Raw genomic sequence first — 16,927 nt, forward strand, 5'->3', positions numbered from 1 at the left:
GGGGGCCTCATGGAAAAATACAATCGCGCAAGCGGCTTGTGCGGTGCGAAAATTCTACCGCATCGTCGCCTGGGGCTGCGCCTGCGCCGTGCCGCCACGCATGCGGGCGAGCAACTCGGCGGTCGGCCAGGAATCCGCCGGCAGGCCGAACTTGATCTGCATCGCCTTCACGGCGGCGCGGCTCTGCTGGCCGAGCACGCCGTCGACCTTGCCGACATTGAACCCGGCCTGGACCAGAAGCTGCTGCAATTGCTTGAGCTCGTTGAACGGGAGCTGCGCGACCGGCGCGACCGGCTTGCGCATCGGGGCAGCGCCCGCGATGCGGGTGGCGAGATAGCCCGCGGTGGTCGAATAGATCAGCGAGTTATTCCACTCGGTGTAGGCCGCGAAATTCGCATACGCCATGAAGGCAGGACCGGTCCGTCCCATCGGCAGCAGCACGGACGCGGGCAGATTGTCGTTCGGCAGCGGCCGTCCGTCGGGATAGGTGACGCCGAGCTGCGCCCATTTCGAGCGCGGCTGCTGCACCGTGAGATCGGTCTGCTCCCATGGCAGGTTTTGCGGCACCTTGATCTCTTCCAGCCACGGCTCGCCGCGCCGCCATTTCAATCCATTGGCGATGTAGTTCGCGGTCGAGCCGATCACGTCGGGCTCCGAGCGCAGCAGATCGCGCCGGCCGTCGCCGTCGTAATCGACGGCGTAGTTGACGTAGTGCGTCGGCAAAAATTGCGTCTGTCCGAGCTCGCCGGCCCAGGAGCCGATCATCTCGTCGGGCGTGAGATCGCCGCGATCGATGACCTTGAGCGCGGCGATGGTCTCGTTCACGAACATCTCCGAGCGCCGGCAGTCATAGGCGAGTGAGACCAGCGATTTCAGCGTCGGCAGATTGCCCATGTTGGCGCCGAAATCGCTCTCCAGGCCCCAGAACGCGGCGATCACTGCCGGCGGTACGCCGTATTCCTTTTCGGCGCGCGCGAACGCAGCCGCATGTTGCTTGATGTGCTGCTGGCCGTTCTGCATGCGATAGGGTGCGGCCATGCGTGCGGCGAACTCGGTGAAGAGCTGTCCGAACACGCGCTGGCCGCGGTCGCGGTTGACGATGCCCTGGTCGTAGACGAGGTAGGGCGAGGCCTCCGCGATCGTGCGTTGCGAGACGCCCGCGGCGACGGCCTGTTGCTTCACGTCGGCGAGGAAGCGATCGAAGCTCGCGCCGTTATGGCACGAGGCCGCGCGCGGCGACGGCGCGGTGGCCTTGGGCGCCGCAGGTCTTGCGGGCGGCGGTGCGAACTGGGCGGAGGCGGTGGCGGAGCATGCGAGGAGCGCGACGGCCGCGATCGCAAATCGGGTCTGGAGCATGGGGTTCCGGCGGGGAGGGCAGGCGTGGATTCGCAGGAAGTCTAAAGCATGATCCGGAAAAGTGCGAAGCGGTTTTCCGAAAAGATCATGCGTAAAACAACAACCTAGAGCGAAGCGAGGCCCTCAGGCCATCCCCTCAAGGTCAAGCCGGCTCATCCAATCTGGTTCGACCGAGAACAGAGGAATGAGCTTACCGGGCCTCGGTGATCCTCGGTCCGGATGACAGCATCTGCGCGTTGGCTGCCAAGGACCGGTTCGATGGCGATGCCGGATCCGGTAAGCGGAAAGCGGCGTCGGCCGGCGCTCCCTGGGATGGCCTACGGGCAGCGGTCGCCGGAAGCACGATCACCTTCGCTCCGACTTTCACCCGCTCATAAAGGTCCACGACGTCGTCATTGGTCAGCCGGATACATCCGGACGAGACCCGCTTGCCGATCGTATCGGGATTGTTGGTGCCGTGAATTCGATATTCGGTCTCGCCCAGATACATCGCCCGGGCGCCGAGCGGGTTGCCGGGACCGCCTGCCATGAACCGCGGCAGATATGGCTGACGCGAGACCATCTCCGCAGGGGGATGCCAATCCGGCCATTCTGCTTTACGGGCCACAGTCTGTTCGCCGGACCACGTGAAACCTTCGCGGCCAACACCGATGCCGTAGCGCAACGCTTGCGCATCGTTCAGGACGAAATAGAGGAACGTGTTCTTGGTGTCGATGATCACGGTGCCCGGCGCCTGGCGGCTGGCGTAGTCAACCACCTGCCGGACAAGTGCTCCGGGAGCGTCAGCGGCGGCTTTTGGTGGTTCGACCAGAGGCGCCGGAGCGGGAGCCGGAATCGGAGCCGGAGCTGGCGCTGATGCATGAACTGGTGTTGCCACGTAAACCGGACTTGACGACGCCCGGGCCTGGGATGCAGGCGGCGTCCGTGTCGGCTGAACGGTCGCGGGATGAGACAGCAAACTGTACCCCACGACGGCGACGGCCACGGCGCCAATTGCAACTCTTCCAGCCACCGGTATTGCGAGCGTCTCTGCCTTTCCGCGCTTGGCCCGCTTACCCATGTCGTCCCCCAGGTCACACTGACTGGAAGAGGTACCCAGCAAGTTTTAACAAACTTCGAAGCGCTTCCGCTCGGGCAGGAACCGTTAAAGCGTCGTTAGCCATACTAGAGGTGCATGTCCTCTAGCCGAACAGCCGCATCAGCAGCGCCTTGCCGACCGGAAGCGCCTTGACGCCCTGGTAGGCGCGCACATATTCGCCGGCATAGAACGCCCTGATCGCATGCACGCGCGTATCCATGCCTTCCTCGAACCGCACCGCGAACCCGTCCGTCGTCCGCCGCACCACGATCGCGGCGATCGCGCGGCCATAGATCCGGCATTCGATCGTGCTGCCGGGCGCCGGCGGATCGGGGTCGATCAGCCGGGCACCGGTGATCGAGATGTCGGCGAGCCGCGCCAGATGCGACCTGCCGTCCTGGCGCAGCAGCACCGGCTCATTGCGGTTGAAGCGCTCCGCCTTGCGCTTGCGCGGCTGCTCGATGCAGACGAAGCAGACCACGGCGAGGATGAACGCGTTGTAGAGGCTCCAGGCCAGCGCCAGGCCGCCATAGGCGATGTTCTCGCCGCGCAGATGCAGGATGAAGGCATAGGCGATGGCCGCGAGCGTAATGAGAAGCGCGCTGCCATAGAGCCGCAGCAGCGGCCATTCGACAAAGCGCCGGTCACGGTCGCCGCCTTTCGCGGTGACCTTGAACTTGTGTCCTCTCGGCTTCAAGAGGCCGGTCGCCACCGCCTTCAGCACCGCCGGCGCGGCGATGAGTTGCGAGACGTCCGTCATCATGGCGAGCGATCGGCCGTGCGACAGCCAGGCCATGGTGAGCCCGTGCCAGACATAGAACGGCAGGAAATAGCGCAGCAGTTCGGACAGGTCGGCCCGGACCGCCTTGATGCCGAACAGCAGGAACAGCCATGGCACCACAAGGCCCGCCGCCTTCGAGGTGTAGACCGCGGCCCAGCTCATGAAGGCATCGACCAGAGAGAGGCGGTCGATGAAGGAAAGCTTCGATCTCCGCGATAGCGGTCCGCTGCGGCCGCGCACGATCTGCATCAGGCCGAGGCACCAGCGGGCGCGCTGGGTGATGTATTCCTTCAGCCCTTCCGGTGCGAGCCCGATCGTCAATCGCTCGTTGAGATAGATCGTGCTGAGGCCGCACTCCTTCAGGCGCAGCGTGACGAGATAATCCTCCGTCACCGAATCGGTCGGAAACCCGCCGATCCGCACCAGCCCGGCATAACGGATAAGCGACGAGGTGCCGCAGCAGAAGGCGACACCCCAGGCATCTTTCGCCGGCATCAGGATGTCGAAGAAGAAGCGTTGCTCGTCGGGCCAGACGTCGGTTGCGGCAAGGTTGGTCTGGATCGGGTCGGAATTGATGAAGTGCTGCGGCGTCTGCACCACGCCGACCGAGGCATCATCCATCAGCGGGATCGTCCGCGCGAGAAAGTCGGGCCGCGGCACGAAATCCGCGTCGAGAACGGCGATGAATTGCGGCGGCTCCGGCTGCGCGCCGATATGCCGGAGTGCATGATTGATGTTGCCGGCCTTGGCATGGCGGTTGTCGGGCCGCGTCAGATAATGGCAGCCGAGTTCGCCCGCAAGCCGCCGCAGCCAGGGCCGCCTTCCGTCGTCGAGCACCCAGACGCGATAATTACCATACTCCATGCCGGTGGCGCCGATGATCGTGCGCTCGAGGATGGATCGCTCTTCATTGTAGGTGCAGATGAAGACGTCGATCAGCGGTGCGCCGGGATCAGTTGCGCGGCCATCGATCCTGGCCGCCTTGGTGCGGTCACGCGTGCGGCTGAGGAACAGCAGCGACAGCGCGACCGCGACCAGCGAGGCCGCCTCCAGCAGCATGAAGGGATAACCGATCACGGCATCCATTGTGAGATGCGGCGGCGGCAGCGTTGCCGTGACGCGCCAATGGAGATAGCGCAGCAGGAGAACGAACGACGCGACGGCAAGGAACGAGCGGGCCATCGTGCTGTCGCGCCGGAGCAGCGGCACCATCGCCATGAACGCTCCGAGCGCGATCAGGCCGGGCGTCAGTGCCGTCGTCACGGGGTGGTCTCTTGCCTTGCAAACACGACGCGGCCGGTGCGACCCACCGTGCAGCCGTGGGCGGCGGCATCGGCTAGCGCAACGGTCACCCGATACGGCTCCTTGCTCAGCGCGTCGGGATTGATGGCGAGATTGGCGGGCGCACCGGCGGCGCCGGTCAGATTGACCACGGTGCCGGAGATCGGCGCGCCGCCGTCGTTCGGCTCGAAAGTGGCGTGATCACCGAGCTGCAAGCGGTTGTAGACGTTCTCGGTGACGTTCGCGGTGATGACGGCGCTGCTGCAATCGAGCACCTTGAGCAGCGGCTGGCCGGCCTGCACGTCCTCGCCCGGGGAGGTCATCATCTCCCAGACGCGGCCTGCGACGGGCGTCGTGATGTTGGCCTCGGAGAGATCGGAGAAGCGAACCTCCTCGATGATGATCTCGTTGGCGAGCCAGGCGATCTCGGTGTCGATGCGAGCGAGGTCGGCCTCGAGGTCGCCGGCGCGCTGACGCATCTCCTCCTCGCGCTGCACCGAGCTCGGGCGGTCGTTGTAGCTGTCGCCGAGGAAGGAGCCGCTCCGTGCCGCGGTGAGCTCGACCTTGGCGGCGTCGAGCCGCTTGCGCGCACCGAGCTCGGTCTGCTGCGACACCGAGAACTCGCGCGTCAGGCGCGCCAGCTCGACGGTCGAGACGTTGCCGGATTTCGCCAGCGAGGAGGCGCGCTCGACGGCGGCGCTGGCCTCGTCCCGGCGCGCCGCGGCGGCCTCGATCGAGGTCTGGATCTCGGCGATGCGGGCCTCGAGCTGCAGCACCCGTCCGTCGCGGAATTGCGCGGCCTGCCGCGCCAGGTCCTTTTGCGCGGCTTGCGCCGAGGCAAGCTTGGCGGCGAGGCTCGGCCGCTCGTTCTCAAGGCGCGATTTCTGCCTCCGGAGGTCGTCGAGCCGGGTGCGATCGCCGCGCGAATTGACCACGCGCAGGACCACGGCGCCGGCGTCTAACCTGGCCTGGTCGGTCAGGCGCTGAGCGGCTACCACGCGCCCGCCGATCGGCGTGCGCAGGGTGACGAGACGGGAATTCAGCACAGCCTCGACGCTCGAATATTCCCATATCGCGCGCAGCGGCAGCCAGCCGAAGACGCCCAGGAGGGCAAGGCCGATGGCGATCTTGGCGCCGCGTCGCAGGTGCGGCCAGCGCGGCTGCGGCTCCGCCGCGGTCTGCGCCTCTGGCGAGTGACCGTGGTCGTCGTTGGCGAACAGCTGCTCGTGCAGCGCCTCCTGCAATCCCTTTGCATCGCCTTTGGCGTCGGTCTTTGTGTCTTGAGAGGAGGGAGCGGCGGGGTCGACGGAAGCGGCGCGCGAGCGGTCTGCCATGACGATCACCTTGCTGACGGGAGTCAACGGAACCGGTCAATGCGCAAAGGCCGTGCAGCGTGCCCGGTTACCGCCGATTAAGCCCAAGCTGCACTTTCCAGGTTGCTAAGCCTGTGCGTGTGTTTTTGCGCAAATCCCGGTCAAGCTTTAGCAAGGCCGGAAAGGCTGGCCCGCGCATCCAAGTATCTGCGGCTCGGCGACGCACGAACCTTGCAGTGTCCGGCAGCATCCATACTTCGAGGGCGCCGGCCGAAGGCTTGCCAGCGGCCGCTCCAGGAGACGGCCATGAACTATCTTCGTACCGCAATGCTGCTTGCAGGCCTCACCGCCCTGTTCATGGGCGTGGGCTATCTGATCGGCGGCGCCTCCGGTGCCATGATCGCGCTCGTCATTGCCGCCGCGACCAATCTCTTCACCTACTGGAACTCCGACCGCATGGTGCTCTCGATGTACGGCGCCCATCAGGTCGATCGCGCGAGTGCGCCGGAACTTGTCGGACTCGTTGCAGAACTGGCGGGCCGCGCCGGCTTGCCGATGCCACGCGTGTTCGTGATGGACGAGGCGCAGCCCAATGCATTTGCGACGGGGCGCAATCCCGAGAACGCCGCGGTCGCCGTCACCGTCGGCCTGATGAACCAGCTCAGCCGCGAGGAGCTCGCCGGCGTGATCGCGCACGAGCTCGCGCACATCAAAAATCACGACACGCTGCTGATGACGATCACCGCGACCATCGCCGGTGCGATCTCCATGCTGGCCCAGTTCGGCATGTTCTTCGGCGGCCATCGCGACAACAATAGTGGCCCGGGCATCGTCGGCTCGATCCTGATGATGATCCTCGCCCCGCTCGGCGCCATGCTGGTGCAGATGGCGATCAGCCGCACCCGCGAATATGCCGCCGACGATCTTGGCGCGCGCATCGTGGGACAGCCGATGTGGCTGGCCTCGGCGCTGGTCAAGATCGAGGGGGCCGCGCATCAGGTGCCGAACTATGATGCCGAGCGGAATCCGGCGACCGCGCACATGTTCATCATCAATCCGCTGTCGGGCCATGGTGTGGACAATCTGTTCGCCACCCATCCCTCGACGCAGAACCGCATCGCCGCGCTGCAGAGGCTTGCGGCCGCGCTCGGCGCACAGGCGGCGCCGTCGGTGGGCGCCAACGAGAACTATCCGCCGGCGAGCCCGTGGGGCCGCTCGTCCTCGCGCGATCCTCGCGGCCCTTCTCGTGGCCCTTGGGGCTGACGCAACCCGCGAGGGTTTCGCGTCGTTTGTGACCTGGAGCACACAGGATCGTCCCGGCCGGTGTTACCACCTCGGCGTGACCATTCCTTCGAAAGGGGATGCGTGGCCAGCGCTCAGCCGGCCAGCGTCGACGATGACCAGAGTTGCCGTACCATTGCTGATCGTGCTGGCCGTGCTCATCGGCCTGTCCACGCATATGGTGGTCAATTGCGGGGACGAGGACGATCCTGATATCTGCGCGGCCGTGATCGGCTTCTCGCCGCTGCGCGGCTCGCTGATCGCCTTTGCCTATGAGGGGCGCGGTCGGATCGCGCTGCGCCACGGCGACTTTCGCCGGGCGATCGCGGATTTCGACGAGGCCATCCATCTCAATCCCAACCGCGCCTCGCTCTATCGTGATCGCGCGCTCGCGCGCCGGCAGAACGGCGATCTCGAGCGCGCCATTGCGGACTATGACGAGGCGATCGCGCACGATCCCAAGCTCGCCGCGCCCTATCATGAGCGCGGTGTCGCGCTCGCCGCCACCGGCGATCTCAATCGCGCCATCCTGAGCTACAACACCGCGGTCCGGCTCGATCCGTCCGATGCGCGGGCCCGCCTCGATCGCGGCCTTGCATTCCTCGCCCGTGGCCAGGCCGACGACGCGCGCGCCGATTTCGAAGCGGCCCTGGCGCTGCCGGCCGGCAAGGACGTCCGCATCCGCGAGGCCGCCCGCGCCAAGCTCGCCGAGCTCGCCAGCGCCGAGCCGCTCGCCGTGCCGAGGCGGTGAGGGATTTTGCGTAGTTCTGGCGTTCTTGCCCTCTCCCCTTGTGGGAGAGGGTGGCTCGCCGCGATGGCGGCGAGACGGTATCTCTCCGCGCGAAAGCTCGCCCAATCGAATTCGCTGAAGCAACGCCTCATCCGGCGCTTCGCGCCGCCTTCTCCCCAAAGGGGAGAAGGAAGAAAGCCTACTTCGACTTCTTGGCCGTCGCCTTCTTCGTCTTGGCGGCCTTCTTCGCCGGCTTCTCGTCCTTGGCCTTCTTCTCCACCTTCACCGTAACCGGCGTGCTTGCGGCGAGGCGCATCGCGCGGGCGTAGCTGTCGGCGACGTTGTCGGCGGACATCTGCAGGCGCTTGGCGGCGGCGGTGGCCTGCTGCATGGTGGCCTTGGCCATCATCTTGAAGCGGTCGCCGGTCTCCTTGCCCTTGGCCTTGGCGGCGAGGCCGTTGAAGCGATCCCGCCGCTCCTTGGCGCGGGTCATCAGGCCCGTCTGCAGCTGTCTGGCCAGTTGCCGGATCACGACATCCAGGTCGGCGTCCGCCATGTTCTTCCATCCTCTTGAAAACGGTATCGATGCGGGCGGGACTATGCAGATCGGACCCCGCCTTGGCAATTGGTGGCCGCCCGTCATCCGCAGCTTCCAGTGCCCAAAGCAAAAAAGCCGCGCATTTTGCGCGGCTCTTCCGTGTCCTGGCGGAGTTTCCGCCTCACTTGAGCGAGGCGACCGGACCGCTCGACGCTGCCGGGTCGGGGTCGAAGCCGAATACGCCGACCAGGTATTTGTAATAGTCCGGCATCTTCTCCTTGAGCACTTCGCGCGACTTCGGATCGTGGAATTCGCTCTTTCCGGAGAGGAAGATGCTGGCGGTCACGGCGAAGAATTCCATGGGGTTCTTCAGCGCGTAGGATTCCTTGGGCAGCTGGTCCTTGGACTTGGCCAGGGCGTAATAGCCAATCACGCCCTTGTTGGCGTAGCCGTCCGGCAGCAGCCGCGCGTGAAAGGCGTGCAGCAGCTCGTGCAGCAGCACCGCTTCCTTCTCGTAGCGCATCATGTCCGGCCGCAGCATGATCACCCCGAGCCCCGAATCGACCGCGAGGTCGATGGCGTTCGGGTTGCTCCAGCGCTGCTTGGCGGGGTCCCAGACCGTCAGCGTCCGGGGTTCGGTGCGCTGGATATCCGGAGTGACCCTGCCGTAGCAGGCGGTGGCGGCGCCTTCGTCGAGGCAGGCAAGCTCGCTCGCGACGATCGGAACGGTGTGGAAGAAGCGCAGCACCCGCGGCGAGAGGCCGACGCCTTCGACGACGTCGATCTGGCTCTTCAGGTTCTCGGTGAGCTTGTCGACGTCCTTGCGGTCGCGGTTCTCGGATAAGTCGAACATGTAGCCGCGATAGCTCTGGAAGCCAGGCGGCAGCGCCTGGGCCGCCCCACCGGTCGCATCGAGCGATCCTGCATTGGATGGATTGGCAAAGAGCGCGCCGACGATGGTCGCGGTCAGCAGCAACGCAATGCGCATGATGAACCCCCTGATGTCACTTCGCCCGGCAGGATAGGCCGCCGTTGTTTGCGAAAAGTGAGTGGGGCGAGACTAGGGCTGCGATGTTGAGGCGTGCTTAACCGTTGGTTGCAGATCACGAAGGCGGATTAGGTCCGGGTTAACCAAGCGTGGATCGGCGGCACGCTTCGGCGTAACATCGCCTCCGGGCACCAGGCCCGAATGTCCAGACAGCCGGAAGGGGAGGATGCCATGTATGCCGCCATCCGTCAGGCCAAGGCGAAAAGCGGGAGTGCGGAAGAGCTGACGCGCCGCATCAAGGACGGCGCCGTTCCGATCATCAGCGATGTCGACGGTTTCCGCGCCTATTACGTCGTCTATGCCGGCGACGACACGGTCACCGCGATCTCGATCTTCGACAAATTCGAGCAGGCCGAGGAGGCGAACAAGCGCGCCATCGCCTGGATCGAGAAGGATCTCGGCCCGCTGCTCGCCGGCGACGCCCGCGCCGTGGCGGGGCCGGTGATCGTGCATACGCTGGCGTAGGTGGGCGGGTGCCTTCGCCTCTCCCCGCTTGCGGGGAGAGGCCGGAATTCAAGCGCAGCTTGAATTCCGGGTGAGGGGGGCTCTCGGCGAGTCCAACTTCTACCGTCCTCGCGGAGAGCTCCCCTCATCCCGACCCTCTCCCCGCAAGCGGGGCGAGGGAGAACACGCCCTCACAACTCCCGCGCATTCGAGAACGCGAACGAACTCACCCTTCTCGTCGTCTCGTCCAGGATCAGCGTGCGGGTGATCGGCGGTTCGGCGCGCTGGGCGCAGTTTTCGCGCTCGCAAAGGCGGCAGTTGACGCCGATCGGCGTGCCTTCCGTCTTCTCCAGGTCCATGCCGGCGGCGTAGGTCAGGCGCGCGGCGTGACGGATCTCGCAGCCGAGGCCGATGGCGAAGCGCGGCTGCGGCAGCGGGTGCGGCGCGACGGGGCGGCGCACCATCTGCGCGATCGAGAAATAGCGCGTGCCGTCGGACAGCTCGATCACCTGCTTGAGCAGGCGGTCCGGCGTGTCGAAGGTCGAATGCACGTTCCACAGCGGACAGGTGCCGCCGAATTTCGAGAACGGGAACGTGCCTGACGAGAAGCGCTTGGAGACGTTGCCGGCATTGTCGACGCGCAGCAGGAAGAATGGAATGCCGCGCGCGTTCGGCCGTTGCAGCGTGGTGAGGCGGTGGCAGACCTGCTCGAAGCCGGAATTGAAGCGTTGCGCCAGCACGTGGATGTCATAGTTCAGCGCTTCGGCGGCGGCGAGGAATGCCGGATAGGGCATCATCACGGCAGCTGCAAAGTAGTTGCCGAGCGTGATGCGGAACAGCCGCCGCGGCGCATCGTCGAGCGGGCCGGCGCGGCCGATGATCGTCTCCAGGGCTTGCGCGCATTCGCCAAGCCCGATCTGGAAGGCGAGCTGGAACGCGCGGCCGGGCGGGTCGACCAGCTCCGAGATCAGCAGCTGCCGGCGATGGCGGTCGAAACGCCTGAGCGTCTCGCGCATCACATCCACGGGCATGACGCGGGTCTGGATCGAGTGCTTCTCGCGCAGGCGCGCGACCAGCGCCGCGTAAAGCCCTTCGGCGGGCACGTTCAGCTCGTCGCGAAGGTTCTCCGCGGCCTGCTCGAGTTCCGGAAAATAGTTGCGGTTGGCCTCGATCAGCTCGCGCACGCGCTCGACCGGATTGGCCTCGTAGCGCGTGCCGACGTCGCGGTCGGCCATCTGGGCGGCGGCCAGCGTCTCGCCCTGGCGCGCCTCGGTATAGGCGGCGTAGAGCCGCTGCAGCGCATGGGTGACGCCGGGGCAGAGCTCGGCGAGGTCGCGCAGTTCCTGCTTGGGAACGTCGATCTGGCGGAACAGCGGATCGGAAAAGATCTCGTTCAGCTCGGCGAAGAAGCGGTCCTCGTCTGCGGTGGCGAGGTCGCGCAGATCGAGATCGTAGGTCTCGGCCAGCCGCAGCAGGATCTGCGCCGTCACCGGGCGCTGGTTGCGCTCGATCAGGTTGACGTAGCTCGGCGAGATTCCCAGCCCCTCGGCGATCTGGGTCTGCGATAGCCCCAATTGCTGCCGAATCCGGCGGAAGCGCGGGCCGACGAACAGTTTCTTCCCGGACTCGGCGGGCATGTCTCAGATCTCCTGGCGCATCAAGGACAGTCTTGCTGACCTATATTTTACAAAATTTACAAAATAACATCTATTACATGTTCTGATGTTACATGACATCACCAATAAAAAACAAGCCATCTATACGCCGTTTCTGTTTTCGCGTTTAGCTCCTGACACGCATCTCGCAATGCATTGTCAAGAATGTCGATGGCCAGCCATCGGCCGTCGTCAGCGAAAGGATAGACACATGAATTACCAGCCCCGCGGCATCAACGCGCTTCAGCGCCCGGCCTCGTATCAGAGCGAGATCGAGGCAGCCCAGGCGCTCCTCGAGACCAAGCCGACCTGGAACGGGGTGTCGGCCGAAGCCGTCGCTCGCATGCGCCTGCAGAACCGTTTCAAGACCGGTCTTGACGTCGCCCGCTACACCGCGGCGCTGATGCGGGCCGACATGGCCGCCTACGACAACGACCCGACCAAGTACACGCAGTCGCTCGGCTGCTGGCACGGCTTCATCGCCCAGCAGAAGCTGATCTCGGTCAAGAAGCACTTCGGCGGCAAGACCGATCGCACCTACCTGTATCTCTCGGGCTGGATGATCGCGGCGCTGCGCTCCGAGTTCGGACCTCTGCCCGACCAGTCGATGCACGAGAAGACCTCGGTGCCGGCGCTGATCGAGGAGCTCTACACCTTCCTGCGTCAGGCGGACTCGCGCGAACTCAACGACATCTTCCGCAGCCTCGACAAGGCGCGCAAGGAAGGCGACAAGACCCGCGAGAAGGAGCTGATCGAGAAGATCGACAACTTCCAGACCCATGTCGTCCCCGTCATCGCCGACATCGATGCCGGCTTCGGCAACGCGGAGGCGACCTATCTGCTCGCCAAGAAGATGATCGAGGCGGGCGCCTGCGCGCTGCAGATCGAGAATCAGGTCTCGGACGAGAAGCAGTGCGGCCACCAGGACGGCAAGGTCACCGTGCCGCATGACGTCTTCCTCGCGAAGATCCGCGCCTGTCGCCACGCCTTCCTCGAGCTCGGCATCGAAGACGGCATCGTCGTGACCCGCACCGACTCGCTCGGCGCCGGCCTCACGCAGCAGATTGCCGTCAGCCACAAGCCCGGCGACATCGGCGACCAGTACAACAGCTTCCTCGATTGCGAGGAAGTGACGGCGGAGAACGCCCGCAACGGCGACGTCATCATCAACCGCAACGGCAAGATGATGCGTCCGAAGCGGCTGCCCTCCAATCTCTACCAGTTCCGTCCCGGCACCGGGGCAGACCGTTGCGTGCTCGACTGCATCACCTCGCTGCAGAACGGCGCCGACCTGCTCTGGATTGAGACAGAGAAGCCGCATATCGAGCAGATCGCCAGCATGGTCGACCGTATCCGCAAGGTGGTGCCGAACGCCAAGCTCGCCTACAACAACTCGCCGTCGTTCAACTGGACCCTCAACTTCCGTTGGCAGGTCTACGACGCGATGAAGGAAGCGGGCCAGGACGTCAGCAGGTACAACCGTGCCGAGCTGATGAAGGCGGAGTACGACGATACGCCGCTGGCGAAGGAAGCCGACGAGCGCATCCGCACCTTCCAGGCGGATTCGGCCAAGCGCGCCGGTATCTTCCACCACCTGATCACGCTGCCGACCTATCACACGGCCGCGCTGTCCACCGACAACCTCGCCCGCGAGTATTTCGGTGAGCAGGGCATGCTGGGCTACGTCAAGAACGTCCAGCGCGCCGAGATCCGTCAGGGTATCGCCTGCGTGAAGCACCAGAACATGGCTGGCTCCGACATCGGTGACGACCACAAGGAATACTTCGCCGGTGAAGCTGCCCTGAAGGCGGGCGGCGCGCATAACACCATGAACCAGTTCGGCTAACGCACCACGCAGTTCGACAGGAGACTGACAATGACCAAAGGCAGCAATTTCTGGGTGATCGGCGGCGAGTTCGGCTCGATGAACTTCCACAAGCTCGTGGAAGGTTCGGCCCAGGTCAAAGGTCCGTTCAAGACCCGCAAGGAGGCCGAGGACTGCTGGCGCGAGGTCTCGGAGGAGAGCCGCCACAAGGCCGGCGTCCGCTTCTCGATCGTGGAAGAGCCGTCGCGCGTCTCGGCCTGAGGGCCTTACCTGCCCTCCTGAAACAAGAAGACGTCCAAGGACGGATGGTCCCATCCAGGCTCTGCCTGGGTGGGATCGTCTGTTTTTGGCACAGGTCACGCGCCTGTGGGCGGCGTAAGTATCTGGAATTATGGGCCCTTTGCGGACAGCTTGGTTGCTGATAGGTTAACGGGGATAAGTCGAGGACGAGGCCGACAATGTCAGAGCCCGAGACCAGCGGGACCCATCCCAGCCAGCTACGCCCGGTGCGGCTGCGCGACGCGCTGCTGCGCGCACGGATCGAGGCCGCCGACCGGACTGGCGTCGTCGTCGACTTGCGCGACGCCGAGGTGGCGCGGCTGGAGATCCTCAACGACGCCCTCGATCCGCTGTTCGCCCAGATACCGGAGCAGATCGACCTGTTCGACCGCGGCATCAGCCAGGGCGACACGCCGCGGCTCTGGATCGACGTCGTCGCCCACATCATGATGGGGCGCGACAAGCGGATGTACCGCTTCGTCCAGGACACTCGCTTCGGCCGCATCGTGCTCGCCGAATCGCATGACACGACGGCAATCGTCGACGCCGTCACCGACTATGTCGCCCGCCGCATGATCGAGCGCGAGCATGCGATGGTGGTCCCACCCGAACCGCAAGCCCCGGCTGCCGAGCAGCCGGCCCGCTCGCGCGTCTGGCCGTTCGTGTTCGGCTTCATCCTCGGCGCCGCCGCGCTGTTCGGCGTTGCCATGCTGGCGGTCTTGCGGAGCTGGTGAGACATCCTCCGTCGTCATTGCGAGGAGCTCTTGCGACGAAGCAATCCAGACCGCCTCCGCGGAGAGATTCCTGGATTGCTTCGCGGAGCCTGTCATCGGGCCGCGCTTTGCGCGGACCCGGTGGCTCGCAATGACGGCGTGACTTCAAATCAACCTTGCCTGCTTGATCTGCCCGATCTGGAATCCCGCCCCCAGCGCCCGCACCGTCTGCTCGCAGCGCCAGCCGGCATTGTCCTTCTCGATCGTGAAGAGATTATACGCCGCCGCTGGATAGCGTCCGTGCGCGAGCGCGGAGGCGGACGGCACGCCGATCGCGGGAATGTTGCCGTTGGGGCCCTCGAACCACATGGTCGAGTGAATGTGGTCGTGCCCGTGCAGGATCAGCTCGACGCCGTGGCGCTTCAGCAGCGCCAGAAGATCGGCAGAGTCCGTCATCCGCTTCTGGCGCGCGGCGGACTTGAGGGGATGATGCACCAGCAGCACGCGGAAGACGTCTTCGGCCGCGAGCCGTTCGAGGACCTCGGCGAGCGCGGCAAGCTGATCGCGTCCGAGCGTGCCCGTCGCCATCAGCGGCAGGGTCGGCACCGCCGTGGACAGGCTGATCAGCGCCAGCGGCCCGCGCCGGCGCACGGACGGGAAGCCGATGCTGCCGTCGTCCCCCGCAAGATAGGGCGCGAAGGTCTCGCCGAAGCGATGAAAGGTGGCGCGGACATAGGCGTCGTGATTGCCGGGAATGGTGGTGACGCGGTCAGGCGGCCCGACGTCGTCGAGCCAGGCGCGTGCGGGGGCGAACTCGGCCTCCAGCGCCAGATTGACGAGATCGCCCGTCACCGCGATGTGGTCGGGCGCCTGCCCCTTCATGTCGGCAACAAGCGCGTCGAGGACCTCGCGGCGCTGGTATTTGTGGCGGTTGCGCGTCCAGTTGACGTAGCCGAGCACACGCTTGCCGGCGAGCTCGACCAGCCGCGGCTTCGGCAGCGGCGCCAGATGCGGGTCGGACAGATGGGCGAGCGTGAAGGGGGCCATCGTGTTGTGAGTCATCGCGCGCGATTGCCTCGCTATTCGGCCACTGTAATGGCAAGGTCGCGAGGACTGCGCAAGCAGGGTCTTGCGAGGGGATTTGAGAGAATCTGATGGGGGAGCGTCTGAACCGCATCCGACGGAAATTCGAGCCAATGCTGCGGCGGATCTTCCACGCCTGGTTCCTGCTGGTGCGCGGCATGACCCTCGGCGTTCGCGCCGTGGTGCTGGATGCCGACAACCGTGTGTTCCTGGTCAGGCACAGCTACATCGCCGGCTGGTATCTGCCCGGCGGCGGGGTCGATCTCGGCGAGAGCATGGAGCAGGCGATGCGGCGCGAGCTCAAGGAGGAGGGCGACATCGACCTCACGGGGGACGCCGTGCTGCACGGCATCTTCCTCAACAGTCACGTCTCCCGCCGCGACCACGTCGCGGTCTACGTGGTCAGGCATTTCAGGCAGGATCGGCTGCCCGCGCCCAATCACGAGATCGTCGAATGCGGGTTCTTCGCGATCAATGCGCTGCCCGAAGGGACCACGGATGGCACGCGGCAGCGGCTGGCGGAGGTGCTGGACGGCCGGCCGCTGATTGCGACATGGCGGTGAGGGCGGCCTGTGCTAGTAATTGCGGCATCTGCAGTCTCGACATATGGACGGGGGTTGGAGATTGTCTGAAGCGACGAGCTCATGGCCGTTTCGGGTCGCCGTGCTGGTTCCCTGCTACAATGAGGAAGCCGCGGTCGCGACGGTCGTCGCCGATTTCCGCAAGGCGCTACCTGCGGCCGAAGTCTACGTGTACGACAACAACTCGACCGACCGTACCGCGGCGATCGCGCGCGAGGCCGGAGCGATCGTGCGCAGCGAACGGCGTCAGGGCAAAGGCCACGTCGTGCGCCGCATGTTCGCTGACGTCGAGGCCGACATCTACGTGCTCGTCGATGGAGATGCGACCTACGACGCGCCGAGCGCGCCGCGCATGATCGACAAGCTCCTCGACGAGCATCTGGATATGGTCGTGGGGCTGCGTGTCGATCGATCGCAAGCGGCCTACCGGCGCGGCCATCGTATCGGCAACCGGCTGTTCACCGGTTTCCTGGCATCGACCTTCGGCCACGCCTTTCACGATATTCTGTCCGGTTACCGCGTTTTCTCGCGCCGCTTTGTCAAATCATTTCCCGTTTTGTCCGACGGTTTCGAGATCGAGACCGAATTTGCGGTCTATGCGCTGGAATTGTCGCTCCCGGCCGCAGAGATCGCAACGCCCTATTACGCGCGCCCGCAAGGTTCCTTCTCCAAGCTCAACACCTGGCAGGATGGTTTGTGCATCTTCAATACGATGCTGAAGCTCAACCGATCGGAGCGGCCGCTGCGCTTCTTTTCCGCGATCGCCATCGTCCTCGCGCTGCTGTCGATAGCTTTCGGACTGCCCATCGTGATCGACTTCCTCGAAACCGGCCTCGTGCCGCGCCTCCCCACCGCCGTGCTCTCCATGGGGCTGATGATCATGGCGCTGCTTTCGGCGTCGTCGGGGCTCGTGCTCGACACCGTGACGCGGGGCCGGCGGG

General features: G+C 65.3%; 16 protein-coding genes. 8 read left to right on the top strand and 8 right to left on the bottom strand.

Translation table 11 applies throughout. The annotated features are described in order from the left end of the window. Positions 1-54: 54 nt before the first annotated feature. The 4 genes from A5906_RS23435 to A5906_RS23450 form a co-directional block, all read right to left on the bottom strand. Positions 55-1,356 carry a lytic murein transglycosylase gene (locus tag A5906_RS23435; protein ID WP_080137660.1) on the bottom strand — a complete coding sequence of 434 codons (1,302 nt, stop codon included), beginning with the start codon at positions 1,354-1,356 and terminating at the stop codon, positions 55-57. 190 nt (positions 1,357-1,546) lie between these two features. Next, the gene (locus tag A5906_RS23440; protein ID WP_080137697.1) at positions 1,547-2,416 is read right to left on the bottom strand and encodes a L,D-transpeptidase; all 870 of its coding nucleotides are present in this window, start codon (positions 2,414-2,416) and stop codon (positions 1,547-1,549) included. A 121-nt stretch (positions 2,417-2,537) separates the two neighbouring features. After that, positions 2,538-4,478 (bottom strand): glycosyltransferase, encoded by a 1,941-nt coding sequence (locus A5906_RS23445; protein WP_136615443.1) that lies wholly within the window; start codon positions 4,476-4,478, stop codon positions 2,538-2,540. Further along, the gene (locus tag A5906_RS23450) at positions 4,475-5,830 is read right to left on the bottom strand and encodes an HlyD family secretion protein (RefSeq protein ID WP_080137699.1); all 1,356 of its coding nucleotides are present in this window, start codon (positions 5,828-5,830) and stop codon (positions 4,475-4,477) included. Before A5906_RS23450 ends, A5906_RS23445 begins: the two co-directional genes overlap by 4 nt. Before the next feature lie 285 nt (positions 5,831-6,115). Here A5906_RS23450 and htpX point away from each other — a divergent pair, with 285 nt between their 5' ends. Then, on the top strand, positions 6,116-7,072 hold the full coding sequence (gene htpX / locus A5906_RS23455) for a zinc metalloprotease HtpX (RefSeq protein ID WP_080137661.1): 957 nt from the start codon (positions 6,116-6,118) through the stop codon (positions 7,070-7,072). Positions 7,073-7,205: 133 nt separating this feature from the next. Further along, positions 7,206-7,841, top strand: coding sequence for a tetratricopeptide repeat protein (locus tag A5906_RS23460; RefSeq protein WP_186465201.1), 636 nt, complete (start codon positions 7,206-7,208; stop codon positions 7,839-7,841). A 178-nt stretch (positions 7,842-8,019) separates the two neighbouring features. Here A5906_RS23460 and A5906_RS23465 read toward each other — a convergent pair whose 3' ends face one another. Both A5906_RS23465 and A5906_RS23470 read right to left on the bottom strand, forming a co-directional pair. Beyond that, positions 8,020-8,376: a hypothetical protein gene (locus A5906_RS23465; protein ID WP_080137663.1), complete on the bottom strand. Its 357-nt coding sequence runs from the start codon at positions 8,374-8,376 to the stop codon at positions 8,020-8,022. 163 nt (positions 8,377-8,539) lie between these two features. Continuing rightward, positions 8,540-9,346, bottom strand: a complete 807-nt coding sequence (locus A5906_RS23470) for a hypothetical protein (RefSeq protein WP_080137664.1) — start codon at positions 9,344-9,346, stop codon at positions 8,540-8,542. Between the two features lie 231 nt (positions 9,347-9,577). Here A5906_RS23470 and A5906_RS43115 point away from each other — a divergent pair, with 231 nt between their 5' ends. Further along, the gene (locus A5906_RS43115; protein ID WP_080137665.1) at positions 9,578-9,871 is read left to right on the top strand and encodes an antibiotic biosynthesis monooxygenase; all 294 of its coding nucleotides are present in this window, start codon (positions 9,578-9,580) and stop codon (positions 9,869-9,871) included. A 170-nt stretch (positions 9,872-10,041) separates the two neighbouring features. Here A5906_RS43115 and A5906_RS23480 read toward each other — a convergent pair whose 3' ends face one another. Further along, the gene (locus A5906_RS23480; protein WP_080137666.1) at positions 10,042-11,487 is read right to left on the bottom strand and encodes a helix-turn-helix domain-containing protein; all 1,446 of its coding nucleotides are present in this window, start codon (positions 11,485-11,487) and stop codon (positions 10,042-10,044) included. A 229-nt stretch (positions 11,488-11,716) separates the two neighbouring features. Here A5906_RS23480 and A5906_RS23485 point away from each other — a divergent pair, with 229 nt between their 5' ends. From A5906_RS23485 to A5906_RS23495, 3 genes are all read left to right on the top strand, one after another. Next, positions 11,717-13,351 carry an isocitrate lyase gene (locus tag A5906_RS23485; RefSeq protein ID WP_080137667.1) on the top strand — a complete coding sequence of 545 codons (1,635 nt, stop codon included), beginning with the start codon at positions 11,717-11,719 and terminating at the stop codon, positions 13,349-13,351. Between the two features lie 30 nt (positions 13,352-13,381). Then, positions 13,382-13,591 carry a DUF4170 domain-containing protein gene (locus A5906_RS23490; protein WP_008560963.1) on the top strand — a complete coding sequence of 70 codons (210 nt, stop codon included), beginning with the start codon at positions 13,382-13,384 and terminating at the stop codon, positions 13,589-13,591. Positions 13,592-13,788: 197 nt separating this feature from the next. After that, entirely contained in the window at positions 13,789-14,343 is a 555-nt protein-coding gene (locus A5906_RS23495) for a hypothetical protein (protein ID WP_080137668.1), read from the top strand. 144 nt (positions 14,344-14,487) lie between these two features. Here the strand turns inward: A5906_RS23495 and A5906_RS23500 are convergent, their stop codons facing one another. Then, positions 14,488-15,369: a metallophosphoesterase family protein gene (locus A5906_RS23500; RefSeq protein ID WP_080137669.1), complete on the bottom strand. Its 882-nt coding sequence runs from the start codon at positions 15,367-15,369 to the stop codon at positions 14,488-14,490. A 107-nt stretch (positions 15,370-15,476) separates the two neighbouring features. Here A5906_RS23500 and A5906_RS23505 point away from each other — a divergent pair, with 107 nt between their 5' ends. Next, positions 15,477-15,968, top strand: a complete 492-nt coding sequence (locus A5906_RS23505) for an NUDIX domain-containing protein (protein ID WP_080137670.1) — start codon at positions 15,477-15,479, stop codon at positions 15,966-15,968. 61 nt (positions 15,969-16,029) lie between these two features. Beyond that, the coding region (locus A5906_RS23510; protein WP_245326866.1) for a glycosyltransferase family 2 protein at positions 16,030-16,927 on the top strand (898 nt) is incomplete at its 3' end.

The organism is Bradyrhizobium sacchari (assembly GCF_002068095.1).
In the GTDB taxonomy this organism is placed as follows: domain Bacteria; phylum Pseudomonadota; class Alphaproteobacteria; order Rhizobiales; family Xanthobacteraceae; genus Bradyrhizobium; species Bradyrhizobium sacchari.

What these genes read in the sequence shown, in the direction of transcription:
- A5906_RS23435 (WP_080137660.1), bottom strand. Translation starts at nt 1,356, where the DNA reads ATGCTCCAGACCCGATTTGCGATCGCGGCCGTCGCGCTCCTCGCATGC.
- A5906_RS23485 (WP_080137667.1), top strand. Translation starts at nt 11,717, where the DNA reads ATGAATTACCAGCCCCGCGGCATCAACGCGCTTCAGCGCCCGGCCTCG.
- A5906_RS23470 (WP_080137664.1), bottom strand. Translation starts at nt 9,346, where the DNA reads ATGCGCATTGCGTTGCTGCTGACCGCGACCATCGTCGGCGCGCTCTTT.
- htpX (WP_080137661.1), top strand. Translation starts at nt 6,116, where the DNA reads ATGAACTATCTTCGTACCGCAATGCTGCTTGCAGGCCTCACCGCCCTG.
- A5906_RS23490 (WP_008560963.1), top strand. Translation starts at nt 13,382, where the DNA reads ATGACCAAAGGCAGCAATTTCTGGGTGATCGGCGGCGAGTTCGGCTCG.
- A5906_RS23460 (WP_186465201.1), top strand. Translation starts at nt 7,206, where the DNA reads ATGACCAGAGTTGCCGTACCATTGCTGATCGTGCTGGCCGTGCTCATC.
- A5906_RS23495 (WP_080137668.1), top strand. Translation starts at nt 13,789, where the DNA reads ATGTCAGAGCCCGAGACCAGCGGGACCCATCCCAGCCAGCTACGCCCG.
- A5906_RS23450 (WP_080137699.1), bottom strand. Translation starts at nt 5,830, where the DNA reads ATGGCAGACCGCTCGCGCGCCGCTTCCGTCGACCCCGCCGCTCCCTCC.
- A5906_RS23465 (WP_080137663.1), bottom strand. Translation starts at nt 8,376, where the DNA reads ATGGCGGACGCCGACCTGGATGTCGTGATCCGGCAACTGGCCAGACAG.
- A5906_RS23440 (WP_080137697.1), bottom strand. Translation starts at nt 2,416, where the DNA reads ATGGGTAAGCGGGCCAAGCGCGGAAAGGCAGAGACGCTCGCAATACCG.
- A5906_RS23500 (WP_080137669.1), bottom strand. Translation starts at nt 15,369, where the DNA reads ATGGCCCCCTTCACGCTCGCCCATCTGTCCGACCCGCATCTGGCGCCG.
- A5906_RS43115 (WP_080137665.1), top strand. Translation starts at nt 9,578, where the DNA reads ATGTATGCCGCCATCCGTCAGGCCAAGGCGAAAAGCGGGAGTGCGGAA.
- A5906_RS23480 (WP_080137666.1), bottom strand. Translation starts at nt 11,487, where the DNA reads ATGCCCGCCGAGTCCGGGAAGAAACTGTTCGTCGGCCCGCGCTTCCGC.
- A5906_RS23505 (WP_080137670.1), top strand. Translation starts at nt 15,477, where the DNA reads ATGGGGGAGCGTCTGAACCGCATCCGACGGAAATTCGAGCCAATGCTG.